25 protein-coding genes and 1 pseudogene are annotated in these 23,872 nt (G+C 72.0%); 12 read left to right on the top strand and 14 right to left on the bottom strand.

Translation table 11 applies throughout. From position 1 onward, the window contains the following. Positions 1–5: 5 nt before the first annotated feature. On the bottom strand, positions 6–1,223 hold the full coding sequence (locus tag ACFRFC_RS04330; RefSeq protein WP_382683650.1) for an acyl-CoA dehydrogenase family protein: 1,218 nt from the start codon (positions 1,221–1,223) through the stop codon (positions 6–8). Positions 1,224–1,391: 168 nt separating this feature from the next. Here ACFRFC_RS04330 and ACFRFC_RS04325 point away from each other — a divergent pair, with 168 nt between their 5' ends. Continuing rightward, entirely contained in the window at positions 1,392–2,033 is a 642-nt protein-coding gene (locus ACFRFC_RS04325; protein WP_382683653.1) for a TetR family transcriptional regulator, read from the top strand. Between the two features lie 155 nt (positions 2,034–2,188). Here the strand turns inward: ACFRFC_RS04325 and def are convergent, their stop codons facing one another. Then, complete coding sequence (gene def, locus ACFRFC_RS04320; protein WP_382683654.1) at positions 2,189–2,725, bottom strand: peptide deformylase; 537 nt, start codon at positions 2,723–2,725, stop codon at positions 2,189–2,191. 147 nt (positions 2,726–2,872) lie between these two features. On the opposite strand from def, the gene ACFRFC_RS04315 reads away from it, so the two are divergent. From ACFRFC_RS04315 to ACFRFC_RS04295, 5 genes are all read left to right on the top strand, one after another. Continuing rightward, positions 2,873–4,111 carry a MurT ligase domain-containing protein gene (locus ACFRFC_RS04315; RefSeq protein WP_382683658.1) on the top strand — a complete coding sequence of 413 codons (1,239 nt, stop codon included), beginning with the start codon at positions 2,873–2,875 and terminating at the stop codon, positions 4,109–4,111. Between the two features lie 87 nt (positions 4,112–4,198). Continuing rightward, positions 4,199–4,930, top strand: a complete 732-nt coding sequence (locus ACFRFC_RS04310) for a type 1 glutamine amidotransferase (protein WP_382683660.1) — start codon at positions 4,199–4,201, stop codon at positions 4,928–4,930. Positions 4,931–5,115: 185 nt separating this feature from the next. Further along, on the top strand, positions 5,116–6,141 hold the full coding sequence (locus tag ACFRFC_RS04305; RefSeq protein ID WP_382683663.1) for a 6-phosphofructokinase: 1,026 nt from the start codon (positions 5,116–5,118) through the stop codon (positions 6,139–6,141). Positions 6,142–6,287: 146 nt separating this feature from the next. Next, positions 6,288–7,238, top strand: a complete 951-nt coding sequence (locus tag ACFRFC_RS04300) for a cytochrome c oxidase assembly protein (RefSeq protein WP_382683666.1) — start codon at positions 6,288–6,290, stop codon at positions 7,236–7,238. A gap of 184 nt (positions 7,239–7,422) precedes the next feature. Continuing rightward, positions 7,423–7,590: a hypothetical protein gene (locus tag ACFRFC_RS04295; protein ID WP_382683667.1), complete on the top strand. Its 168-nt coding sequence runs from the start codon at positions 7,423–7,425 to the stop codon at positions 7,588–7,590. Positions 7,591–7,614: 24 nt separating this feature from the next. On the opposite strand, the gene ACFRFC_RS04290 is transcribed toward ACFRFC_RS04295, so the two are convergent. Genes ACFRFC_RS04290 through ACFRFC_RS04275 form a run of 4 tightly spaced genes read right to left on the bottom strand, consistent with a single transcriptional unit; the run spans position 7,615 to position 11,720 of the window. Beyond that, positions 7,615–8,820: a sensor histidine kinase gene (locus tag ACFRFC_RS04290; RefSeq protein ID WP_382683669.1), complete on the bottom strand. Its 1,206-nt coding sequence runs from the start codon at positions 8,818–8,820 to the stop codon at positions 7,615–7,617. Beyond that, positions 8,817–10,547, bottom strand: coding sequence for a cation acetate symporter (locus ACFRFC_RS04285; RefSeq protein ID WP_382683671.1), 1,731 nt, complete (start codon positions 10,545–10,547; stop codon positions 8,817–8,819). Before ACFRFC_RS04285 ends, ACFRFC_RS04290 begins: the two co-directional genes overlap by 4 nt. Before the next feature lie 16 nt (positions 10,548–10,563). Further along, on the bottom strand, positions 10,564–10,956 hold the full coding sequence (locus tag ACFRFC_RS04280; RefSeq protein ID WP_382683673.1) for a hypothetical protein: 393 nt from the start codon (positions 10,954–10,956) through the stop codon (positions 10,564–10,566). Between the two features lie 2 nt (positions 10,957–10,958). Beyond that, complete coding sequence (locus ACFRFC_RS04275; protein WP_382683676.1) at positions 10,959–11,720, bottom strand: LytR/AlgR family response regulator transcription factor; 762 nt, start codon at positions 11,718–11,720, stop codon at positions 10,959–10,961. A gap of 237 nt (positions 11,721–11,957) precedes the next feature. Here ACFRFC_RS04275 and ACFRFC_RS04270 point away from each other — a divergent pair, with 237 nt between their 5' ends. The 5 genes from ACFRFC_RS04270 to ACFRFC_RS04250 all read left to right on the top strand — a co-directional run bounded on the left by ACFRFC_RS04270 (position 11,958) and on the right by ACFRFC_RS04250 (position 16,764). Next, the gene (locus ACFRFC_RS04270; RefSeq protein ID WP_382683678.1) at positions 11,958–12,452 is read left to right on the top strand and encodes an Lrp/AsnC family transcriptional regulator; all 495 of its coding nucleotides are present in this window, start codon (positions 11,958–11,960) and stop codon (positions 12,450–12,452) included. A gap of 201 nt (positions 12,453–12,653) precedes the next feature. Beyond that, positions 12,654–13,463 (top strand): dimethylargininase, encoded by an 810-nt coding sequence (gene ddaH / locus ACFRFC_RS04265; RefSeq protein WP_382683680.1) that lies wholly within the window; start codon positions 12,654–12,656, stop codon positions 13,461–13,463. Further along, a complete protein-coding gene (gene rocD / locus ACFRFC_RS04260) occupies positions 13,463–14,695 on the top strand; it encodes an ornithine--oxo-acid transaminase (protein ID WP_382683683.1) in 1,233 nt (410 codons plus the stop codon). The genes ddaH and rocD overlap by 1 nt, the downstream gene beginning before the upstream one ends. Positions 14,696–14,910: 215 nt before the next feature. Next, positions 14,911–15,672 carry a lysophospholipid acyltransferase family protein gene (locus ACFRFC_RS04255; RefSeq protein WP_382683686.1) on the top strand — a complete coding sequence of 254 codons (762 nt, stop codon included), beginning with the start codon at positions 14,911–14,913 and terminating at the stop codon, positions 15,670–15,672. 60 nt (positions 15,673–15,732) lie between these two features. Beyond that, entirely contained in the window at positions 15,733–16,764 is a 1,032-nt protein-coding gene (locus ACFRFC_RS04250; RefSeq protein ID WP_382683689.1) for an NAD-dependent epimerase/dehydratase family protein, read from the top strand. Positions 16,765–16,874: 110 nt separating this feature from the next. On the opposite strand, the pseudogene ACFRFC_RS04245 reads toward ACFRFC_RS04250, so the two are convergent. The 8 genes and pseudogenes from ACFRFC_RS04245 to ACFRFC_RS04210 all read right to left on the bottom strand — a co-directional run. Next, positions 16,875–17,078 (bottom strand): annotated as a pseudogene (locus ACFRFC_RS04245) (alpha/beta hydrolase); the annotation flags it as partial. Positions 17,079–17,080: 2 nt separating this feature from the next. After that, positions 17,081–17,833, bottom strand: a complete 753-nt coding sequence (locus tag ACFRFC_RS04240; protein WP_382683691.1) for an urease accessory protein UreD — start codon at positions 17,831–17,833, stop codon at positions 17,081–17,083. After that, a complete protein-coding gene (ureG, locus tag ACFRFC_RS04235) occupies positions 17,821–18,498 on the bottom strand; it encodes an urease accessory protein UreG (protein WP_382683694.1) in 678 nt (225 codons plus the stop codon). The genes ACFRFC_RS04240 and ureG overlap by 13 nt, the downstream gene beginning before the upstream one ends. Before the next feature lie 168 nt (positions 18,499–18,666). Next, the gene (locus ACFRFC_RS04230; protein WP_382683697.1) at positions 18,667–19,347 is read right to left on the bottom strand and encodes an urease accessory protein UreF; all 681 of its coding nucleotides are present in this window, start codon (positions 19,345–19,347) and stop codon (positions 18,667–18,669) included. A 68-nt stretch (positions 19,348–19,415) separates the two neighbouring features. Further along, positions 19,416–21,137 (bottom strand): urease subunit alpha, encoded by a 1,722-nt coding sequence (locus ACFRFC_RS04225; RefSeq protein ID WP_382683699.1) that lies wholly within the window; start codon positions 21,135–21,137, stop codon positions 19,416–19,418. Next, complete coding sequence (locus ACFRFC_RS04220; RefSeq protein ID WP_382683701.1) at positions 21,130–21,441, bottom strand: urease subunit beta; 312 nt, start codon at positions 21,439–21,441, stop codon at positions 21,130–21,132. Before ACFRFC_RS04220 ends, ACFRFC_RS04225 begins: the two co-directional genes overlap by 8 nt. A 10-nt stretch (positions 21,442–21,451) precedes the next feature. Next, the gene (locus ACFRFC_RS04215; RefSeq protein ID WP_382683704.1) at positions 21,452–21,754 is read right to left on the bottom strand and encodes an urease subunit gamma; all 303 of its coding nucleotides are present in this window, start codon (positions 21,752–21,754) and stop codon (positions 21,452–21,454) included. A 246-nt stretch (positions 21,755–22,000) separates the two neighbouring features. After that, on the bottom strand, positions 22,001–22,627 hold the full coding sequence (locus ACFRFC_RS04210) for a TetR/AcrR family transcriptional regulator (protein ID WP_382683707.1): 627 nt from the start codon (positions 22,625–22,627) through the stop codon (positions 22,001–22,003). Between the two features lie 152 nt (positions 22,628–22,779). On the opposite strand from ACFRFC_RS04210, the gene ACFRFC_RS04205 reads away from it, so the two are divergent. Then, positions 22,780–23,808, top strand: a complete 1,029-nt coding sequence (locus ACFRFC_RS04205) for an ABC transporter permease (RefSeq protein ID WP_382683710.1) — start codon at positions 22,780–22,782, stop codon at positions 23,806–23,808. Positions 23,809–23,872: the final 64 nt, after the last annotated feature.

The following is a 23,872-nucleotide window of genomic DNA, read 5'->3' as shown; positions in this document are numbered from 1 at the left end:
TCGACCTACCGGATGGGCGTTCCCGACACCGCCCTGGCGATCACCAGCCGCTGAATCTCACTGGTCCCCTCGAAAATGGTGTAGATCGCCGCGTCCCGGTGCATCCGCTCCACCGGATACTCCCGCGTGTACCCGTTCCCGCCCAGAATCTGGATCGCCTGTCCGGTGACCGTCTTCGCCGTCTCACTGGCGAACAGCTTCGACATCGACCCCTCGGCGGCCGTGAAGGGCCGCCCGTTGACCGCCATCCAGGAGGCCCGCCACACCAGCAGCCGGGCCGCGTCGATGGAGGTGCGCATGTCGGCGAGCTGGAAGGCGACCCCCTGGTTGTCGATGATGGGCCGCCCGAACTGCTCGCGGGTCATGGCGTAGTCGAGCGCGACCTCGTACGCGGCACGGGCGGTGCCCACAGCCATCGCGCCGACGGCGGGCCGGGACGCCTCGAACGTGGCCATCGCCGCGTTCCGCACCCGCTCGCCCCCGGCGGCCCGCGCGCGGGCGAGCCGCTCGTCCAGCTTCTCCTTGCCACCGAGCAGACACGACCCGGGCACCCGTACGTGGTCGAGGACGACCTCGGCGGTGTGCGAGGCGCGGATGCCGTGCTTCTTGAACTTCTGCCCCTGGGACAGCCCCGGCGTACCCGGCGGGACGATGAAGGACGCGTGCCCCTTGGACCCCAGCGCCGGATCCACCGTCGCCACGACCACATGGACGCCCGCGATACCGCCGTTGGTGGCCCAGGTCTTGGTGCCGTTGATCACCCACTCGTCCCTGGCCTCGTCGTACCCGGCACGCGTGCGCAGGGCGGCCACGTCGGACCCGGCGTCGGGCTCGGAGGAGCAGAACGCGGCGACCTTGACATCGCTGGCGTCGCCGTACATCTGGGGGATCCAGGTGCCGATCTGTTCCTCGGTGCCGTTGGCGAGGACGCCGACCGCGGCGAGTCCGGTGCCGACGATGGACAGGGCGATGCCGGCGTCTCCCCAGAACAGTTCCTCCATGGCCATGGGGATGCCGAGGCCGGTCGGGTCGAAGTACTGCTGGGCGTAGAAGTCCAGGGAGTAGATACCGACCTTGGCGGCCTCCTGGATGACCGGCCAGGGAGTCTCCTCGCGCTCGTCCCATTCGGCGGCGGCGGGACGGATGACATCGGCGGCGAAGCCGTGCAACCAGTCCCGGACCTCCTTCTGTTCCTCGCTCAGCTCCATGGTGAACTCGGCCATGTCCCCTCCAGCGCACCCATGCTTGTTACTTGCGGTAACCGCAGTCTGTTACCAGTGGGTAGGAAAAGTCAACTCGCGAGCGTGACTCGGCAGCCCGTTCGATCCATTGGACGTCATCAGTGTTAGTTTGCGCTGGCGTCACCGAATCAGCACGGGTGGGGAGAGCACATGGACACCACGCAGCGGACCGAGCAGCAGCGGTCCGCCGAGCGCCGGCGGCGCGAGCTGCTGGAGGCCGCCGACCGGGTGGTGCTGCGCGACGGTCCGCATGCCTCGATGAACGCGATCGCCGCCGAGGCGGGCATCACCAAGCCCATTCTGTACCGCCACTTCGGTGACAAGGGCGGCCTCTACGCCGCTCTGGCCAAACGGCACACGGACGCGCTGCTGGCCTCGCTGCGGGCCGCGCTGGACGCGCCCGCGGAGCGCCGGGAGCGGGTCGAGGCGACGTTGGACACCTACCTCGCGGCGATCGAGGCGCGGCCCCAGGTGTACCGCTTCCTGATGCATCCGTCGGACGGCTCCCCGGGCGACCAGGGTTTCGACGTCGGCAAGCACTCCGCGCCGCTGCTGCGGCGGATGGGCGAGGAGCTGGCGCAGGTCATCGAGGAGCGGGTGGACCTCGGTCCGCGCAGCCATGAGCTGGCGCGGGTGTGGGGGCACGGGATCGTCGGGATGATGCACGCCGCGGGGGACTGGTGGCTGGGGGAACGGCCCTGTCCCCGGCCCGAGTTGGTGACGTCCCTCGCGGACCTGCTGTGGGGCCGGTTGGCTGCCGCCGGCAATCGGGTGGGGGGGCCCGGGTTCTGAGGGTGGTGTGTCGTGTGCGGGTGCTCTGTGGCTGGTCGCGCAGTTCCCCGCGCCCCTAAAGACAAAAGACAGGGGGTTGCGGCAACCCCCTGCTTTTCAGGGGCGCGGGGAACTGCGCGACCAGCCACAGAGCACCCGCGGCCGCCGAATAGCCCTCATCCCCACGGCGCCTTCGCGATCTTCCGGGCAACCCGGCGTCGGCGCCAGCCCGTCACCCGGTCGACATACACCCGCCCCTCCAGATGGTCGCACTCATGCTGAAGGCATCGCGCGAAGAACCCGGTCCCGGACACCCGCACCGCCTCCCCCGTCACCGTGAACCCCTCGACCACCGCCTCGTCGTGGCGTTCGGTCCCCGCCTCCAGCCCCGGCAGGGACAGACAGCCCTCGGGACCCCGCAGCACCACCCCGTCCGTCGCCACGAGGCGGGGATTGACGACATGACCGAGGTGACGTACGTCATCGTCGTCGGGGCAGTCGTAGACGAAAACCCGGAGCGATCGGCCCACCTGGTTCGCGGCCAGACCGACCCCCCGCGCGGCATACATCGTGGCGAACAAGTCCTCCACCAAGCGGGCGAGTTCGGGGCCGAAATCGGTGACTTCCGTGCAGGGTGTGTGAAGGATCGGGTCACCGAGCAGGGTGAGGGGCCGGACGCGCCCGTGGGCACCCGGAATCGAACCGTGTCGCATGATCGAAGGGTACGGTTCGTTCGGTTCACGCCCGCCGCGCAGGCGCAGGCCGCGATTCGGGCAGGTGGGTGTTGCTCGATAGGCTGAGTCCACACCGTTGCCGTAAGGCGTTCGGCGCGGCGCGTACGCAAGGAGGATCGGGAACTGATGGCAGGGAACTCGGACCCGCTCACGCCGCGGGCCAAGCTCGCCGTGACCGCGGGAAAGGCGGTCGCGGCGGCGTCGCGCGCCGCGGGGCGCGGCAGCGGATCGGTGATCGGCGGCAAGGTGGCCCTCAAACTCGACCCCGACCTCCTCGCCCGGCTCGCCCAGAACCTGGACGTGACGCTGGTCTCGGCGACCAACGGCAAGACCACCACGACCCGGCTGATCGCCGAGGCCCTGCGCGCGGCCGGTCCGGTCGTCTCCAACGCGCTCGGCGCGAACATGCCCGCCGGGATCACCTCGGCGCTGGCCGGCGGCTCCGACGCGAAGTTCGGGGTCATCGAGGTCGACGAGAAGTATCTCGCCGGGGTCGCCCGGGACACCGCCCCCAAGTGCATCGCGCTGCTGAACCTCTCGCGCGACCAGCTGGACCGGGCCGCCGAGACCCGGATGCTCGCGGAGCACTGGCGGGAGGGGCTCGCCGGGTCGAAGGCCGTGGTCGTGGCCAACGCCGATGACCCGCTGGTGGTGTGGGCGGCCTCGTCGTCGCCGAACGTGATCTGGGTGGCCGCGGGCCAGATGTGGAAGGACGACGCCTGGTCCTGCCCGTCCTGCGGCGGGGTGATGCAGCGCCCCGGCGACGACTGGTTCTGCGCCCAGTGCGGCTTCCGCCGCCCGGCGCCGACCTGGGCGCTCTCCGGTGACCATGTGCTCGACCCGCACGGCCAGGCATGGCCGATCCACCTCCAGCTGCCGGGCCGCGCCAACAAGGCCAACGCGGCGACCTCCGCCGCCGTCGCGGCCGTGTTCGGGGTGCCGCCGCAGGTGGCGCTGGAGCGGATGTACCAGGTGCAGGCGGTGGCCGGCCGCTATGACGTGGTCGGTTTCATGAACCGTGAGCTGCGGCTGCTGCTGGCGAAGAACCCGGCGGGCTGGCTGGAGACGTTCTCGCTGATCGACCCGCCGCCCACCCCGGTGATCCTGTCGGTGAACGCGCGCGGCGCGGACGGCACGGACACCTCCTGGCTGTGGGACGTCGACTACACCCGGCTGTCCGGCCACCCGATCTTCGTGATCGGCGACCGCAAGCTCGACCTCGCGGTCCGCCTCGAAGTGGCGAACCAGCAGTTCCAGGTCTGCGAGAGCGTCGACCAGGCCGTGCAGCTGGCCCCGCCCGGCCGGATCGAGGTCATCGCGAACTACACCGCTTTCCAGGACCTGCGCCGCCGCGTCGGCAACTGAGCACCCGCCGGGCAGCCGCCCAGCACCGACCGAGCACCGATCGAGCACCGACCCAGCACCCGACCCAGCACGAGGGACGATCACTTCATGAGCGACAACGGTCTGCGGATCGTGTGGATCTACCCGGACCTGCTCAGCACGTACGGCGACCAGGGCAATGTGCTCGTGGTGGAGCGCCGGGCACGCCAGCGCGGTCTGGATGTGGCCCGGCTGGACGTGCGCAGCGACCAGCCGATCCCGACCTCCGGGGACATCTACCTGATCGGCGGCGGCGAGGACCGTCCGCAGCGGCTGGCGGCCGAGCGGCTGCGCCGGGACGGCGGACTGCACCGGGCGGTGGCCAACGGCGCCATCGTGTTCTCGGTGTGCGCGGGCTACCAGATCCTCGGGCACGAGTTCATCAACGACCTCGGCCAGCGCGAGCCGGGTCTCGGCCTGCTCGACGTGGTCTCCACGCGCGGCGAGGGCGAGCGCTGCGTCGGCGATGTGCTCGGCGACATCGACAGCCGGCTCGGACTGCCGCCGCTGACCGGCTTCGAGAACCACCAGGGCGTCACCCACCTCGGCCCCACCGCCCGCCCGCTGGCCCGGGTCCGGTTCGGCAACGGCAACGGCACGGGCGACGGCACCGAGGGCGCGTTCAACGACACCGTCTTCGGGACGTACATGCACGGCCCGGTGCTGGCCCGCAATCCGCTGATCGCCGACCTGCTGCTGAAGCTGGCGCTCGATGTGAACGCGCTGCCGCCGACCGACGACCGCTGGTACGAGGCGCTGCGGAGCGAGCGGATCGCCTCCGCGCAGCAGCAGAGCGCGTAACGCCGTTCACCGCGGATCCAGCCCCTGGTCACCGGCCCGTCTGACGGGGTGTCCGCACAGGTGAGCGGGGCCGTCCAGCTGTCGGACGCATGGTGGGGCCGCGCCCCCCGGTGCCGCTAGGGTGGCGGGGATCGAGCCGGACAGCGCGGTCCGGACCCGGCCCACGTCGAGAAGGTATACGGGCTATGCGCATTGGTGTCCTCACGTCCGGCGGCGACTGCCCCGGCCTGAACGCCGTCATCCGCTCCGTGGTGCACCGTGCGGTCGTCGACCACGGCGACGAGGTCATCGGGTTCCGGGACGGCTGGAAGGGCCTCCTGGAGTGCGACTATCTCAAGCTCGACCTGGACGCGGTGGCCGGCATCCTGGCCCGCGGCGGCACGATCCTCGGCTCCTCCCGGGTCCGCCCCGAGCAGCTGCGGGACGGCGTGGAGCGCGCGAAGGGGCATGTCGCGGAACTCGGCCTCGACGCGATCATCCCGATCGGCGGTGAGGGCACGCTGAAAGCGGCCCGGCTGCTGTCCGACGGCGGGCTGCCCATCGTGGGCGTGCCGAAGACCATCGACAACGACATCGCCGTGACCGATGTGACCTTCGGTTTCGACACGGCGGTGACCGTCGCCACCGAGGCGCTGGACCGGCTGAAGACCACCGCCGAGTCGCACCAGCGGGTGCTGATCGTGGAGGTCATGGGCCGGCACACCGGGTGGATCGCGCTGCACTCCGGCATGGCGGCCGGCGCGCACGCCGTCGTCGTACCGGAGCGGCCCTTCGACATCGAGGAGCTGGCCGCGAAGGTCGGCGCGCGGTTCGCGGCGGGCAAGCGGTTCGCGATCGTCGTCGCCGCGGAGGGGGCCAAGCCGCGGCCCGGGACGATGGCGTTCGACGAGGGCGGCAAGGACGTGTACGGGCACGAGCGGTTCGCGGGGATCGCCCGGCAGCTGGCCATCGAGCTGGAGGGGCGGCTGGGGAAGGAAGCGCGGCCGGTCATCCTCGGGCATGTGCAGCGTGGGGGGACTCCGACGGCGTACGACCGGGTCCTGGCGACGCGGTTCGGGTGGCATGCGGTGGAGGCGGCGCATCGGGGGGAGTTCGGGAAGATGACGGCGCTGAAGGGGACGGAGATTGTGATGGTTCCGCTGGGCGAGGCGGTGGAGACGCTGAAGACTGTGCCGGATGCGCGGTACGCGGAAGCGGAGTGTGTGCTTTAGGTTCGTCGCCGGGTGCGGGTGTGGGGGGGCTGGTCGCGCAGTTCCCCGCGCCCCTAAGGCACCCCCTGTGCAAGAGGTGCCGGACTCGGTTCTAGTCTGTGGGCGGACGATTTGTTTGCAATCCCCATGAAACTGGAGTCGGGCGGATGGAGCACAGCGGGCACGGCATGGAGATGGAGCTGGCGCCGTTCACGCTGGGGCGGGGGCTTGAGTGGTCGCCCGATCCGTTCTTTCTCGTCGCCTGTCTGGTGGGGCTCGCGCTCTACGCGTGGGGGGTCGTGCGGCTGACCCGGCGCGGGGACAAGTGGCCGGTGGGGCGGACCGTGGCCTTCGCGGCCGGGGTGCTCAGCATCATGCTGGTGACGTGCACCGGGCTGAACGACTACGGCATGGTCATGTTCAGCGTGCACATGGTGCAGCACATGGTGATCAGCATGCTGTCGCCGATCCTGATCCTGCTCGGCGCCCCGATCACCCTCGCGCTGCGCGCGCTGCCGCCCGCCGCTCGGGGCCGCAAGGGGCCGCGTGAGCTGCTGATGGCGCTGCTGCACAGCCGGTACATGAAGATCATCACCCACCCGGTGTTCACGATCCCGCTGTTCATCGCCTCCCTGTACGGCCTGTACTTCACTCCGCTCTTCGACTTCCTGATGGAGTCCAAGCCCGGTCACCTCGTGATGATGGTCCACTTCCTCGCCGTCGGCCTGATCTTCTTCTGGCCGATCATGGGCGTGGATCCGGGCCCGCACCGGCCGGGCTATCTGATGCGGATGCTGGAACTGTTCGCGGGCATGCCGTTCCACGCGTTCTTCGGGATCGCGCTGATGATGGCGTCGACGCCGATGGTGAAGACGTACGAGAATCCGCCCGCCTCGCTCGGGATCGAGGCGCTGTCGGATCAGAACGCGGCCGGGGGGATCGCCTGGGCGTTCAGTGAGATTCCGTCGGTGCTGGTGCTGATCGCGCTGATCTTCCAGTGGTACGCCTCCGATCAGCGGCAGGCCAAGCGGGAGGACCGGGCCGCCGACCGGGACGGGGACAAGGAGCTTGCGGCGTACAACGCCTATCTGGCCTCGCTGAACGCCCGTAGTCACTGAACGGGCGTCCGGGCCGGATTCACCTGGATGGGTGAGGGGGCGTGCTCGCCGGGGCGGGGGCATGGGCCCGGGTCGCGGGGCGGTGACCGAGCGGGGTCGTCGGGTACTCATTTCGGTCGGGTGCGCCGTTCGGGAGCGGAACCGGGGCACCATGGAGGGGACCGAACCATGAGGAGGGTGGCCCATGCCCGGTTCCACGGACGGTTCCACAAAGACCATGGGGGTGCTCACCGTCGGCGGTCTCGTCGCGGTGACGGCCTACACGGTGACGCTCGGTTCCAACGGCTGGCTGTGGTTCGGCTGGGTGGTACTGGTGCTGATCACCGTGGGAATGGTCGCCACCAAGGGCTGAGCCGCGCGGCGGCCGGGGCGGGTCTCAGCCGCCGGGCAGGCCGCGTGCCGAGTGCACGCCCGGCTGGTATTTGGGCAGCCGGGCGGTGATCTTCATGCCCGCGCCCAGGGCCGTCTCGATGACCAGGCCGTGGTCGTCGCCGTAGACCTGGCGCAGCCGGTCGTCGACATTGGACAGGCCGATGCCGCCGGAGGGACTGACCTCACCGGCGAGGATGCGGCGCAGCGCGTCGGGGTCCATGCCGGCGCCGTCGTCCTCGATGACGACGAGGGCCTCGGCGCCCGCGTCCCGGGCCGTGATGCTGATCCGGCAGGTGGCGGTGCGGCCTTCGAGGCCGTGCTTGACGGCGTTCTCCACGAGCGGCTGGAGACAGAGGAACGGCAGGGCGACGGGCAGTACCTCGGGGGCGATCTGGAGGGTGACGGCGAGGCGGTCGCCGAACCGGGCGCGGACCAGGGAGAGGTACTGGTCGATGGCGTGCAGTTCGTCGGCGAGGGTGGTGAACTCGCCGTGCTTGCGGAACGAGTAGCGGGTGAAGTCGGCGAACTCCAGGAGCAGCTCGCGGGCGTGCTCGGGGTCGGTGCGGACGAACGAGGCGATCACCGCGAGCGAGTTGAAGACGAAGTGCGGGGAGATCTGGGCGCGCAGGGCCTTGATCTCGGCCTCGATCAGCCGGGTGCGGGACCGGTCGAGGTCGGCGAGTTCGAGCTGGACGGAGACCCAGCGGGCGACCTCGCCGGCCGCGCGGACCAGGACGGCGGACTCGCGGGGCGCGCAGGCCACCAGCGCGCCGTGCACCCGGTCGTCGACGGTGAGCGGGGCGAGGACGGCCCAGCGCAGCGGGCAGTCGGGGGTGTCGCAGGTGAGCGGGAAGGCTTCGCCGCGGCCGGTGTCCAGGGGTCCGGCGAGGCGTTCCATGATCTCGGCGCGGTGGTGGCCGCCGGCGCCGTCCCAGGCGAGGACCCGGGCGGTGTCGGTGAGACAGAGGGCGTCGGTGCCGAGCAGTGAGCGCAGCCGGCGGGCCGATCGGCGGGCGGTCTCCTCGGTGAGCCCGGCGCGCAGCGGGGGCGCGGCGAGGGACGCGGTGTGCAGGGTCTGGAAGGTGGCGTGCTCGACGGGGGTGCCGAGCCCGGCGAGGCTGTCGGGGCGCGCGGTGCGCCGGCCGAGCCAGAACCCGGCGGCGAGCAGGGGCAGTACGGCGACGCAGAGCCCGGCGATGAATCCGCTCACACCTTCACCTCACGTACCGGGTCGGGACCCTGGTTCAGATCCTCGGGGAGATGGAAGCGGGCCAGGATGGCGGCGGTTCCGGCGGGGACGCGGCCGGGGGTGGCCAGCGAGACCAGGATCATGGTGAGGAAGGCGAGGGGGACGGACCACACCGCGGGCCAGGCGAGCAGGGTGTGCAGCCGGCCGGTGCCGGGCAGCCCGGCCATGGTGGCGGCGACGGCGAGGAACGCGCAGCCGCCGCCGACCAGCATCCCGGCCGCCGCGCCGGGCGGGGTGAGGCGGCGCCACCAGATGCCGAGGACCAGCAGCGGGCAGAAGGAGGACGCCGAGACGGCGAAGGCGAGCCCGACGGCGTCGGCGACGGGCAGCCCGCCGACCAGGACGCTCGCGGCGAGCGGCGGGGCCATGGCGAGGACGGTGCCGAGCCGGAAGTGCCGTACGCCGCGGGCCGGGAGGACGTCCTGGGTGAGGACTCCGGCGACCGCCATGGTGAGGCCGGAGGCGGTGGACAGGAACGCGGCGAAGGCGCCCCCGGCGACCAGCGCGCCCAGCAGATCACCGCCGGGGCCGCCGATCATCCGCTCCGGCAGCAGCAGTACGGCGGCGTCCGCGTCGCCGGTCAGGGCGAGTTCGGGGGCGTAGAGGCGGCCCAGGGCGCCGTACAGGGGTGGCAGCAGGTAGAAGCCGCCGATCAGGGCGAGGACGGCGACGGTGGTGCGGCGGGCGGCGACGCCGTGCGGGCTGGTGTAGAAGCGGACGACGACATGCGGCAGGCCCATGGTGCCGAGGAAGGTGGCGAGGATCAGTCCGTACGTGGCGTACAGCGGGCGTTCCTCGCGGCCGTCGGTGAACGACGTGGACAGGCCGCCGCCGGTGTCGCGCTGGGCGGTGGGGACGGGGTCACCGGCGGTGAAGGTGAGGTGGGTGCCGCGTTCGACGCGGTGGGTGCCGGCGGGCAGCCGCAGTTCGGTGCCCTGGTGGCGGCGGCCGTCGACCGTGCCGTCGACGGTCACCGTCAGGGGGCGCTCCAGGCGCAGATCGAGGGTGGCGTCGACGGTGACCGCGCGCTGTTCGCGGAAGGCGGCGGGCTCGTCGAAGGCGTGCCGGGGCGCTCCGTCGCCCTGCCAGGCCAGCACCAGGAACAGGGCGGGGACCAGCAGGGCGGTGAGCTTGAGCCAGTACTGGAACGCCTGGACGAAGGTGATGCTGCGCATGCCGCCCGCGGCGACGGTCGCCGTGACGACGACGGCGACGATGATCCCGCCGAGCAGTTCGGGGGCGCCGGTGAGGACGGTCAGGGTCAGGCCCGCGCTCTGGAGCTGGGGCAGCAGATACAGCCAGCCGACGCCGACGACGAAGGCCCCGGCGAGCCGCCGTACGGTCTGGGAGGCGAGGCGGGCCTCGGCGAAGTCGGGCAGCGTGTAGGCGCCGGAGCGGCGCAGCGGGGCGGCGACGAAGAGCAGCAGGACCAGATAGCCGGCGGCGTAGCCGACCGGGTACCAGAGCATGTCCGGGCCCTGGACCAGGACCAGTCCGGCGATGCCGAGGAAGGACGCGGCGGAGAGGTACTCGCCGCTGATGGCGGCGGCGTTGAGCCGGGGGCCCACGGTGCGGGAGGCGACGTAGAAGTCGGAGGTGGTCCGGGATATGCGCAGGCCGAAGGCGCCGACGAGGACGGTTGTGACCACGACGAGGGCGACGGCGGTGACGGTGTAGCCGGAGTTCACTCGGGTGCCCCGGGCCTCAAGCGTCCTCGACCAGCCGCACGAAGTCCCGTTCGTTGCGCTCGGCGCGGCGCACGTACCAGCGGGCCAGCAGGATCAGCGGGACGTAGACGCCGAAGCCGAGGACGGCCCATTCCAGGCGGGCGTCGGGGGTGATCGCGAAGACCAGCGGCAGGGGTGCGACGAGCAGGACGAGGACGGCGAGGGCGGCGAGGGCGGCGCGCAGCTGGCTGCGCATCAGGGAGCGGACGTAGGTGTGGCCGAGGGTGGTCTGTTCGTCGATCTCGGTGCGGGGGCGGTAGGAGCCGGTGGGCCGGGGGTGCCGCCCGCGTGCGCGGAGCCGGGCGTGCGGGACGGCGCCTCGGGGCGGGCCGGTGACGACGACCCGGCGTTCGGTGGGCTCCGGGGACATCGTCAGGGCCTCCTCATCAGCAGGTCGCGCAGTTCCCGCGCGTGGCGGCGGCTGACCTGGAGTTCCTCGGTGCCGACGACGACGCTGACCGTGCCCGCGTCCAGGCGGAGTTCGCCGATGTGGCGCAGGGCGACGAGATGGCGGCGGTGGATGCGGACGAAACCGCGTGAGCGCCAGCGGTCCTCCAGGGTGGAGACCGGGATACGGACCAGATGGCTGCCCTTGGCCGTGTGCAGCCGGGCGTAGTCGCCCTGCGCCTCGACATGGGTGATGTCGTCGACGGCGACGAAGCGGGTGACGCCACCGAGTTCGACGGGGATCTGGTCGGGGTCGGGTTCGTGCACGGGTATGCGCGGGGTGGCTCGGTGCTGGGGGCCGCGCAGTTCGGCGGCGCGGCGCACGGCCTCGGCGAGGCGTTCCCCGCGCACGGGTTTGAGGACGTAGTCGACGGCCTTGAGGTCGAACGCCTGGACGGCGAAATCGTCGTGCGCGGTGACGAAGACGACGAGCGGCGGCCGGGCGAAGCCGGTGAGCAGCCGGGCGAGATCGAGTCCGTCCAGGCCCGGCATGTTGATGTCCAGGAAGACGACGTCGATGGCCTCGGGGCCGTGCGGCCCGCACTGGAGGGCGCGGTTCATGCGGCGCAGCGCCTCGGTGGCGTCCCCGGCGCCCTCGGCGCTGCCGATGCGCGGGTCCGCGTTGAGCAGGTACACCAGCTCTTCCAGGGAGGGGCGTTCGTCGTCGACAGCCAGGGCGCGCAGCATGAAGGTGGAGTCTAGGAGGTATCCGTACGGCTGCCCATGTGCCGGACGTGGCCGTCTCGCCCGGGCGGCGGGGGTGTTCGCGCGGGCCGGGGATGCGGGGACGCGCCGACCGCGGATGCGGTGACGCGCCGACCGCGGATGCGGGTTCACGCCGACCGCGGACGCCGGGACGCGCACGCCACGAATGCCGGTACGCGCCGGTCACCCCTGCCCGTACGCGCTGGTTACAGTGCCCGCATGAACAGCAGGCCGGCGTCCTTCGACGAACTCGACCGGAAGATCATCACCGCGCTGATGGCCAATGCCAGGACCAGCTTCGCCGAGATAGGGGCGGCGATCGGGCTGTCCTCGACGGCGGTGAAACGGCGGGTGGACCGGCTGCGGGAGACCGGGGTGATCACCGGGTTCACGGCGACCGTGCAGCCGTCGGCGCTGGGCTGGCGTACCGAGGCGTATGTCGAGGTGTACTGCGAGGGCGCGGCGCCGCCGCGGCGGCTGGCGGAGGTGGTGCGCAACCATCCGGAGATCACCGCGGCGATGACGGTGACCGGGGGCGCGGACGCGCTGCTGCATGTGCGGGCGCGGGACGTGGAGCACTTCGAGGAGGTGCTGGAGCGGATCCGGGTGGAGCCGTTCATCCGGAAGACGATCAGTGTGATGGTGCTGTCGCATCTGATCCCGGAGGCGCCGGAGGCGGGGGCGACGCAGGCGGCGCCGGAGGAGGGCGCCTGAGGAAACACCCGAGGCAGACCTGGGAAACCTCTGAAAAGCAGGCCGATCGGGTGACCGGCGCACCATTGCTGCGTGAGAGGTGATCAACACGCAGCGTTCCTGCGCGGACACGCAGCCTTCGCTGCTTGTCGCCCGTATCCGCCGCTTTCTACCTTGGTGTCACCCCATAGTGAACAGCGCAGGAAGCGGAGGAACCCCTCTGTGTCCGACACCCGTGTGCCGCGCCGACGGCGCTACCTCGTCTGCGAACCCAGACACTTCGCCGTGCAGTACGCGATCAATCCCTGGATGCATCCCGACGTCAGGGTCGACGTCGATCTCGCGCAGGAGCAGTGGCAGTCGCTGCTCGCCGCGTACCGGGCCCATGGCCACACCGTCGACGCCCTGGAGCCGGTGCCCGGTCTCCCGGACATGGTCTTCGCCGCGAACTCGGCGGTCGTCGTGGACGGCCGGGTCTTCGGCTCGCTCTTCCACGCGCCCGAGCGCCGCCCGGAGTCGGTCCACTACGACACCTGGTTCAAGACGGCGGGCTATGCCGTCCAGCGTCCGGAGTCGGTCTGCGAGGGCGAGGGCGACCTCGTCTGGACCGGCCGCTGTGTCCTGGCGGGCACCGGATTCCGTACCACCCGTGAGGCCCACCGCGAGGTGCAGGAGTTCTTCGGCCACCCGGTGATCAGCCTGACGCTGGTGGACCCGCACTTCTACCACCTCGACACGGCCCTGTTCGTGCTGGACGACGACAACATCGCGTACTTCCCGGAGGCTTTCTCGCCCGGCAGCCGGGAGGTGCTGGCGCGGCTGTATCCGGACGCGGTGCTCGCGACCCGCGACGACGCGATGTCGTTCGGGCTGAACTCCGTGTCCGACGGCCGCCATGTCTTCATCGCCCCGCGGGCCGAGGCGCTCGCCGCCCGGCTGGACGCCCACGGCTATGTCCCCGTCCCCGTCGACCTGTCCGAGCTGCACAAGGCCGGCGGTGGCATCAAGTGCTGCACCCAGGAGATCCGCTGATGACCGCGACCGCCGGTACCGAACGCGCCCCCCGCACCACCGCCGAGCTGATCCGTGCCGAGGAGCCGGTGCTCGCGCACAACTACCACCCGCTGCCCGTGGTGGTCGCCGCGGCCGAGGGCGCCTGGGTCGAGGACGTCGAGGGCCACCGCTATCTGGATCTGCTGGCCGGCTACTCGGCGCTGAACTTCGGCCACCGTCACCCGGCGCTGACCGAGGCCGCGCACCGCCAGCTGGACCGGCTGACCCTGACCTCGCGCGCCTTCCACAACGACCGGCTCGCCGAGTTCGCCGAGCGGCTGACCGCCCTGGTCGGCCAGGACATGATGCTGCCGATGAACACCGGGGCCGAGGCGGTGGAGAGCGGCATCAAGGTGGCCCGCAAGTGGGCCTACGAGGTCAAGGGCGTCCCCGCCGATCGGGCGACGATCGTGGTCGCGTCCGACAACTTCCACGGCCGTACGACGACGATCGTCAGCTTCTCCACGGACGAGACCGCCCGCACGGGCTTCGGCCCGTTCACCCCGGGCTTCAAGGTCGTCCCCTACAACGATCTGCCCGCCCTGGAGGCGGCGATCGACGCGACGACGGCGGCGGTGCTGATCGAGCCGATCCAGGGCGAGGCCGGGGTCGTCATCCCCGACGACGGCTACCTCACCGGCGTCCGGGAGCTGACCCGGCGGGCCGGGTGCCTGTTCATCGCCGACGAGATCCAGTCCGGGCTCGGCCGGACGGGGCACACCCTCGCCGTCGACCACGAGGGCGTGGTCCCGGATCTGGTGCTGCTGGGCAAGGCGCTCGGCGGCGGGATCGTGCCGGTGTCGGCGGTGGCCGGCGCCCGGGAGGTGCTCGGGGTGCTGGGGCCGGGCGAGCACGGGTCGACGTTCGGCGGCAATCCGCTGGCCGCCGCGGTCGGCACGGCGGTGGTCGGCCTCCTGGAGACCGGCGAGTTCCAGCGCCGGGCGGCCGAGGCGGGAGGCGTCCTGCGCGACGGGCTGACCGAGCTGGTCGGCCGGGGCGTGGTCGGCTTCCGCTCGCGGGGCCTGTGGGCGGGCGTCGACATCGACCCGGCGATCGGCACCGGCCGTGAGATCAGCGAACGTCTGATGGCCGAGGGCGTCCTGGTCAAGGACACCCACGGCTCGACCATCCGGCTGGCACCCCCACTGACGATCACGGACGACGAACTGCGGTCGGCGCTGGGGGCGCTGGAGAAGGTGCTGGGGCGGTAGCGCGGGTACGTCGGCCTATCCGGGTACGGGCGTATCCGCTCTCGCCGTATCGGCGTGGTGGCGCCCGTACCCACACGGTGGCCGGGTTTCCGAGGGACCCCGGCCGCCGTTTCCGCCCATTCGTACGCATCCCGTGCCGCTCCCCGCGAGCACGGTTCCCGCAGGTCGCACCCGCGCCTACACTGATCGCTCCCCGGGGAACACGAGGAGCCGCGGTGTTCTACTACCTGCTCAAGTACGTGGTGCTGGGCCCGTTGCTGCGCCTGGTCTTCCGGCCGCGCATCGAGGGTCTCGCGCATGTGCCGGCGACCGGCGCGGCGATCGTCGCCGGGAATCATCTCTCCTTCTCCGACCACTTCCTGATGCCCGCGGTCCTCAAGCGCCGGATCACCTTTCTCGCCAAGGCCGAGTACTTCACCGGCCCCGGTATCCGCGGCCGGCTCGTCGCCGCCTTCTTCCGCAGCGCGGGCCAGATCCCGGTGGACCGCTCCGGCAAGGACGCGGGCCAGGCCGCGATCCGCGAGGGCCTCGGCGTGCTGCGCAAGGGCGAGTTGCTCGGCATCTATCCCGAGGGCACCCGCTCGCACGACGGCCGCCTGTACAAGGGCAAGGTCGGGGTGGCGGTGATGGCCCTGAGGGCGCGGGTCCCGGTGGTGCCCTGCGCGATGATCGGCACCTTCGAGGCCCAGCCGCCCGGCAAGATCGTCCCGAACGTCCACCCGGTGACCATCCGCTTCGGCGAGCCGCTCGACTTCTCCCGCTACGCCGGGATGGAGCACGAGAAGGCGATCCTGCGCGCGATCACCGACGAGATCATGTACGCGATCCTGTCGCTGTCCGGTCAGGAGTACGTGGACCGGTACGCGGCGGTCGCCAAGGCGGAGGAGACGGCCGCTGCGGAGGCGACGGGTGCTGCGGGGAAGCCGGCGGAGGCCGCCGGGAAGGGCCGCCGTTTTCCGCGCGCCCCGCTGGGCTGACCGTCTGCCCTGGGCAGAAGATCACGGGCCGGTGCGAGCCGTCCGTCTAGGGTCCCTTCCATGACACGACACGCAGTGGTGATCGGAGCGACGGGCCAGATCGGGCGGCCCGCGGTGGCCGCGCTCGCGCGGGACGGCTGGCAGGTGACGGCCGCCTCGCGCGGCGGCGGCCGGGACGAGCACTGGCCCGGGGACGTACGGGCGGTCCGCCTGGACCGCGAGGACGACTCGGCGCTGGCCGAGGTGATCGGCGACGGCTGCGAGGTCGTCGTGGACATGGTGGCGTACGGCGCCCGGCACGCGCGTCAGCTGACCGGGCTCGCCGGGCGGGTGGGATCGGCCGTGGTGCTGTCCAGCATGGCCGTGTACGAGGACGACCGGGGGCGCGGTTTCGACACCGAGGAGGAGCCGGGCGGTTTCCCCGGGTATCCGGTGCCGCTGCGGGAGACCCAGCGCACGGTACGCCCCGGCGAGAAGACGAACAGCACCGGCAAGGCGGCCCTGGAACGTGAACTGCTGGCCGCCGGGGACCGGCTGCCCGCCACCCTGCTGCGGGCCGGGGCGGTCCATGGCCCGCACTGCCGCACCCCGCGCGAGCTGTACTTCGTCAAGCGGAACCTGGACGGACGGCGGCGCCGGGTGATCGCGTACGGCGGTACGAGCCGTTTCCACCCGGTGAACGTGCACAACCTCGCGGAACTGATCCGGCTCGCCGCCGCCCGTCCGGGCTCCCGGGCCCTGAACGCCTGCGACCCGAAGGCTCCGACGGTGAGCGAGATCGCGGCGGCGATCGACGAGGCGATGGGGGCGACGCCGGAAACGGTGCTGGTGGACGGCCCACCGCCCGCGCCGGGCGTGGGCGACACGCCCTGGTCGGTGCCGAACCCGGTGGTCTGCGACATGTCGGCGGCGGCCCGGGAACTGGACTACCGCCCGGTGATCGACTACGCCGCGTCCCTCCCCGAGACGATCACCTGGATCGAAGCGCACCTGGCGGGCCGGGACTGGAAGGACGCGTACCCGAAGATGTACGCGGGCTACGGCGACCTCTTCGACTACGAGGCGGAAACCACTTGGCTGGCCGCCCGGTGACACGCGCCCCGCAAGGGGCGCGGGGAGCTGCGCGACCAGCCACGACGAGCCCGCGGCGAACAACCACCCGCATCGCACCCACGGCGCTCACCGGCGAACCCAGCGGAGCGCTACGGCTTGGGCACGGCGTGCGGGGCGCAGGTCACGTCCTTGCTGTCCGGCTTCCCGGTCAGCAGGCAGGTGTCCACCCGGTCGTTGACGCACACGTTGACCAGACCGGTGACACCGGGCGAGCCGGCGTTCTTCTCGGTGATCAGCCGGGAGCCCTGGAACCGCTTGTGCGGTTCGACGGCACCCTCGTCCGGGGTGGCGGCGGTCAGGCCAGTTCGGCGAGGGCCTCGTCCAGCACCGCGCGCAGCCGCAGCGCGTCCGGCGCGACGACCGTGACCAGCGCGGCGGGTCCGGCCAGCGGAAACAGTGCCGCCCCCGGCGTGAGCACCCGCGCCGCCACCGGCCGCTCGGCGAACTCCGGCCGTACGACGACCAGTTGCCCCACGGCCCGGTGGCCGGCGAGCCCGGCCGGACCGTCCCATCCGGGGGGCGCGCCCGGCCCGCACTCCAGTTCCTGGTCGAGCACGCACCGGCCGGCGACCCGCACGGTGAGACGGCTCGCGAGCCGTCCGGGGTGCTCCCCGGCCCGCCCGAGGACCTGTTCCTCCCGCAGCACCAGCCGCCCCGACGCCGCGACCTCGGCACAGGTGTGCACGGACAGCTCGCTGCCGCCCGCGCTGATCAGCTGCTCGGGCAGCCAGTGCAGCGCACCGCCCGCACCGACGCTGAGCTGTACGTCGTACCGGGCGGGCTCCTTGTGCTGTCCCGGCAGGGCGATGGTCGCGGCGGCGGAGCCGACCCGCAGCCGGGCCCCGTCGGCGACGTCGGCCCGGATCCGGAAGTGGTCGCCCCCGAGGGGTCCGCTCATCGCCCCGACAAGGGTGACCTGTGCGGTGTCCCCGCTCCCCCGCGTCCGCCGCAGCGCCAGCGGCCCGTCACCCTCCAGCACCGGCAGCGCGGTCCCGCCCCGGCCGTCGCACCGGGCGAGGATGCGGGCGGAGGCGGTCACGCCCGCCACGCGTCGACCCGCTCCCGCACCCAGGCGGCGACCTCCCGCACCCCGCTCTCGCCGCGCAGCGACTGGAAGACGACCGGCAGTTCGGCCCGCTGCGCCTTGGCGTCGGCGGCCATCCGCCCGAGGTCGGACCCGACGTACGGCGCGAGATCGGTCTTGTTGACCACCAGCAGATCGGCGGTCGTGACCCCCGGCCCGCCCTTGCGCGGGATGTCGTCCCCGCCGGCCACATCGATGACGAACACCTGGGCGTCCACGAGCCCCTTGGAGAAGGTGGCGGTCAGATTGTCCCCGCCGGACTCCACCAGAATCAGATCCAACGGCCCCACCTCCTCCTCCAGATCCTCCACCGCCTCCAGATTGGCGGAGATGTCGTCCCGGATCGCCGTGTGCGGACAGGCCCCGGTCTCCACGGCGGTGATCCGCTCCGGCGGCAACACCGCCTCCCGCAACAGAAACTCGGCGTCCTCACGCGTATAGATGTCATTGGTGACCACGGCCAACGACAGTTCCCCCCGCAACACCCGGCACAGCGCGGCCACGGTGGCCGTCTTCCCGGACCCGACGGGCCCACCCAGCCCGATCCGCAGCGCCCGCCGCGTCCCATCGGGCCGCTGGGCATCGGCACTGAGGGCGGGGGTGTGGGAGTGGGAGTGGTCGAGATGCATATGGGTCTCCTTTCGAACGGACTCGGGCATTTCAGCCCGTCCGGCGTTTGAGGACGAGGCCCTTTCGGGGCCGATGGGGGGTCCGGGGGGGCGCAGCCCCTGGGCGGGGTCGAAGGGGCGGCAGCCCCTGGGGATGGGACGGGTAGGGGCGGCGGGGGCGAAAAACCCTCAGGACGCGAACAACCGCCCCACCGCCCCCGCATGCACCTCCGCCCCGATCTCCAACAGCGGCGCCGACCCGGCCGGCAGCACCCCCACCCCCTCCCCCACCACACCCCGCGCGACCTCCACCGCCCGATCCGCGACCCGGCCCACGTCCCCCGCCACCCGAGCCAGCACCCCACTCGCCTCGAACGGATCCAGACTCAGCAACCGCACGGTCGCCGACGCGGCCCCGCTGACACACTCGTACGCCGCACAATGCGCCACCTCCCCCGCGCTCACCCCCACCACCCGAGCCACCACCCCCAGCACGACCGCCTGATGCGCCCCCTTGGGGAACTCCCGGCCGAGCACCCCGAACTCCGCCGCCCCCACCGGCCAGGTGCCCCGCGCGGCCCGCAGCAGCTGCCGCCCCAGCCGCCGCGAGGCGACCCGCAGGGCGGGCGACGGCGTCCGCGCGTCGACCGCGCCGTCCAGCTCCACCGGATCGACCCCCAGCGCGGCGGCCGCCGCGACCGAGGCCGCGAGGAACCCCGACGTGTGCAGCCGCCCCCGGCAGAACTCCTCCAGACTGCGCGCGTCGGTCACCCGCCCGCCCCGCACGGCCGCCTCGGCCCCACCGGAGTGCGCGTGCCCCCCGGCGGGAAACCGCCCGTCGGCCAGCAGCAACAGCGTTGCCAAAGTCATCGCAGGCCCCCCGGACAAGGCTCGGGATCAAGGGATCAGGGTCAGGGATCAGCAGAGGAAACTCGGGGTCAGAAGAGGAAGTACCGCTGGGCCATCGGCAGCTCCACCGCCGGCACCGCCTCCACCAGCTCCCCGTCGATATACACGGCGAAGCTGTCCGGATCGACCCGTACGTCGGGCCGGGCGTCGTTCTCCCGCATGTCCGCCTTGGTGACGGCACGCGTCGAGTCGATGGCGGCGAACCGTTTCCCGAGCCCCAGCCGCTCCGGCAGCCCGTCCTCGACGGCGAGCGGGGCGACGAAGTTGACGGAGTTCGCGGCGGGCGCCCGGCCGATCGCCCCGTACATCGGCCGGGGCAGGATCGGCTGCGGGGTGGGGATGGAGGCATTGGCGTCACCCATCTGCGCGTACGCGATCTGCCCGCCCTTGATCACGAGCTGGGGTTTGACGCCGAAGAACGCCGGGTCCCACAGGACGAGGTCGGCGAGTTTGCCGGTCTCGACGGAGCCGATCTCCCGGGCGACGCCCTGGGCCAGCGCGGGATTGATGGTGTATTTGGCGACATAGCGACGGACCCGGTGGTTGTCGGCCCGGCCGTCCCCCGGCAGGGCGCCGCGCCGCCGTTTCATCACATGGGCGGTCTGCCAGGTCCGCAGGATCACCTCGCCGACCCGGCCCATGGCCTGGGCGTCGGAGGAGATGATCGAGATGGCGCCGAGGTCGTGGAGGATGTCCTCCGCGCCGATGGTGGAGGGCCGGATCCGGGACTCGGCGAAGGCGAGGTCCTCGGGGACGGCCGGGTTGAGGTGGTGGCAGACCATCAGCATGTCGAGGTGTTCCTCGGCGGTGTTGACGGTGAACGGCCGCGTCGGATTCGTCGAACTGGGCAGCACATGCGGCTCGGAGACCACGGTCATGATGTCGGGCGCGTGCCCGCCGCCGGCGCCCTCGGTGTGGTAGGCGTGGATCCCGCGCCCGCCGATCGCGGCCAGGGTGTCCTGTACGAACCCGGCCTCGTTCAGGGTGTCGGTGTGGATGGCGACCTGGATGCCGGTGCGGTCGGCGACGGTCAGCGAGGCGTCGATGACGGCCGGGGTGGAGCCCCAGTCCTCGTGCAGCTTCAGGCCCAGCGCACCGCCCCTGATCTGGGACAGCATCGCCTCGTGCGAGACGGTGTTGCCCTTGCCGAGCAGTCCGATGTTGAGCGGGTATGCCTCCATCGCCTCCAGCATCCGGGCCAGATGCCAGGGCCCGGGGGTGACCGTGGTCGCCTTCGAGCCCTCCGCCGGTCCGGTGCCGCCGCCGATGAGGGTGGTGATCCCGGCGGACAGTGCCTCGTCGGCGATCTGCGGGCAGATGAAGTGGACGTGCGCGTCGACGCCCCCGGCGGTGAGGATCCGCCCGTTGCCCGCGATGATCTCGGTCTCGGGGCCGATCACCAGATCCGGGTTGACCCCGTCCATGGTGTCGGGGTTGCCCGCCTTGCCGATGCCGGTGATCCGGCCGTCCCGGATGCCGATGTCCGCTTTGACGATCCCCCAGTGGTCGATGATCACGGCCCCGGTGATCACCGTGTCCGGGGTGCCGTCCGCGCGGGTGGCGCGGGACTGGCCCATGGACTCGCGGATGACCTTGCCGCCGCCGAACACGGCCTCGTCACCGGCCCGTCCGGGGCCGCCGGCCCGGTCCTCCTCGATCTCGATCAGCAGATCGGTGTCGGCGAGCCGGATCCGGTCGCCGGTGGTGGGACCGAACAGATCGGCGTACCGGGCGCGGGAGATCTCAGCCATCGAGGGCACCCCCGGTCTCCCCGCGCAGCCCCGGCACGATCCGGGCGCCGGCCAGCGGGACGAGGGCCACCGCGACGGGGATCCCGGGCTCGAACCGTACGGCCGTGCCCGCCGGGACATCCAGCCGCTTGCCGCGGGCGGCGGCACGGTCGAACTCCAGACCGGGGTTGGCCTCGGCGAAGTGGTAGTGGGAGCCGACCTGGACAGGCCGGTCGGCGGCGTTGCGCACGGTGAGCCGGGTGACCTCGCGGCCCTCGTTGCAGACGATCGGCGGCTCGGCGAAGAGGATCTCTCCGGGGATCATCGCGGCCCCCTCAGACGATCGGGTCATGGACGGTGACGAGCTTGGTGCCGTCCGGGAAGGTGGCCTCGACCTGCACGTCGTGGATCATCTCGGGCACGCCCTCCATCACATCGTCGCGGGTGAGCACCTGCCGCCCGGACGCCATGAGTTCGGCGACGGTACGGCCGTCCCGGGCGCCTTCGAGAAGGTGGGAGGTGAGGAGGGCGACGGCCTCCGGGTGGTTCAGCCGCAGCCCGCGGGCCCTGCGCTTGTCCGCCACGTCGGCCGCGACATGGATCAGCAGCCTCTCCTGCTCGTGCGGTGTCAGTTGCACGTCCCACCTCACATCCTCGCTCCAGGCCGTGACGCGGCCCGGCGGCCGTGGCCACCGGAAAGGTGCCTGGTGGCGTGGTGGGAGGCTAATTGCGGAGAGTTTCCGGGACGTTAACCGTCATACGATCCGGTTACGGGAGCGTGTCGTACGCCGTCGGAGGCCGGGCCGGACGCCGCCGGACGCCGGGTCGTACGCCGCCGGAGGCCGGGTCGCATGCCGCCGGACGCCGGTGCGACGCCCGGCCGGTCAACCGGCGACGCCGTCCCGGCGGACGCTCATCAACGCCCGCATTCCGTCGCCCAGCGTCTTCTCCGACACCTCGCCGAACATGGCGAACTGGGCGGCGACGCCCTGCACGAGGGCGAGGATGATGCGGGCCATGGCCTGCGGGTCGGCGTCCTCGGGCATCATCCCGGCCGCCTTGTAACTCTCGCCGATCGTGGTCCAGGCGTCCCGGATACGGGCGACCCCGTCTTCGAGCAGCGCCGCGAGTTTGTCGTCGCGCAGGGTCTCGGTCCATACCTGGAGCATCAGCCGGGGGAAGATCCACTCGCCGTCCAGGGTCTCCGGCCGCAGCTTCTGCATACGGGTCACGATCCGCGGGATCAGCACGTCGGGGGCCGGCGGCGGATTCTCCTCGGCCGCGCCCTCGTACACGGCGAGCGCGTGCTCGATGACCTCCTCGACGATCGCGGCGATCAGTTCGTCCTTGCCGCTGAAGTAGCGGTAGACGGCGCCCGCGGACAGGTCCGCCTCCTTCAGCACGTCCTGCATGGACGTGGCATGGAAGCCGCCCCGCGCGAAACAGCGCGCGGCGCCGTCGAGGATCTGCCGGCGACGGGCGTCGAGGTGTTCCTGGGATACGCGGGCCATGACCCCAACGTAAAACGAACATTCCTTCTTGACAAGCTCCGGGCCGGTCACGCACGGTGGAGACATCTAAAACGAACGATCCTTCTTTTTGAAGCCCTCCATATCGCCCGGCATCGCCCGGCGCCCGACCGAGAGGTAAGAGGGGTATCCGCATGTCCACCACCCGCCCGCCGCAGCACCCGCCGCAGCACCGGCCTCAGCACCACCGGAAGCTGCTCGCGGTCGTCCTGCTCGTCCCGGTGATCGCCGCGCTCACCCTGTGGGCCTTCACCTGGCCCGCCGCCCGCACCGCGCCGCGCGATCTGCCGCTGGGCGTGGCCGGACCGGCCACGGCGACGGCCCCGATCGAGGAGCGGCTCGCCGCCCAGGAGGGCGCCTTCGAGATCCATCGGTACGCCGACGGGGCCGCTGCCCGGCAGGCCATCGAGGACCGTACGGTCTACGGCGCGCTCGTGGTCACGCCCGAGGGCCCCGAACTGCTCACCGCGTCGGCGGGCGGCCCGGCCGTCGCCCAGCTTCTCCAGCAGGCGGTGACCGGGCAGGCAGCCGCCGACGGTACGCAGATCAGGACCGTCGATGTGGTGCCCGCGCCCGCCAACGACCCGCGCGGGGCGGCGCTGACCTCCAGCGTGCTGCCGATGGCGCTGGCGGGCATGGCGGCCGGCGCGCTGGTGGGCGTCCTCGGGCTGACCGGGGTGCGTGCGGTGGCCGCGCTGCTCGGTTCGGCGGCTCTGGTCGGCGTCGTGGCGACGGCCATCGGGCACAGCTGGCTGGAGGTGCTCACCGGCGACTGGTGGGCCGAGGCCGGAGTGCTGGGGCTGTCCGTCCTGGCGGTGAGCGGCGCGGTGGCCGGACTGTCCGCGCTGATCGGACGGGCCGGGACCGGGATCGTCGCCGGGGTGACGATGCTGCTCGGCAACCCCTTCTCCGGCGCCGGGTCGGCCCCGGAGCTGCTGCCGGAGCCCGCGGGCACCCTCGGCCAGTGGCTGCCGCCGGGCGCGGGGACCTCGCTGCTGCGCTCGGTGTCGTACTTCGACGGGGCGGGCGCGCTCGGCCCGGCCCTCACCCTGACCTGGTGGGCGGCGCTGGGGCTCGGCGCGGTGGTGACCGGCGCGGCACTGAAGGCCCGCAGGCCGGACGCGGCGCAGGCGGCGGAACGGGAACCGGCGCTGGTCGGCTGAACACGCCGCCACGGGTATACGGAAAGGGCGCGGCTCCTGGCCAGGAGCCCCCCCCATTCCCAGT

The sequence above is a fragment of the Streptomyces sp. NPDC056734 genome (assembly GCF_042790455.1).
Classification (GTDB): Bacteria; Actinomycetota; Actinomycetes; order Streptomycetales; family Streptomycetaceae; genus Streptomyces.
This window is presented reverse-complemented; position numbering and strand designations above follow the sequence as displayed.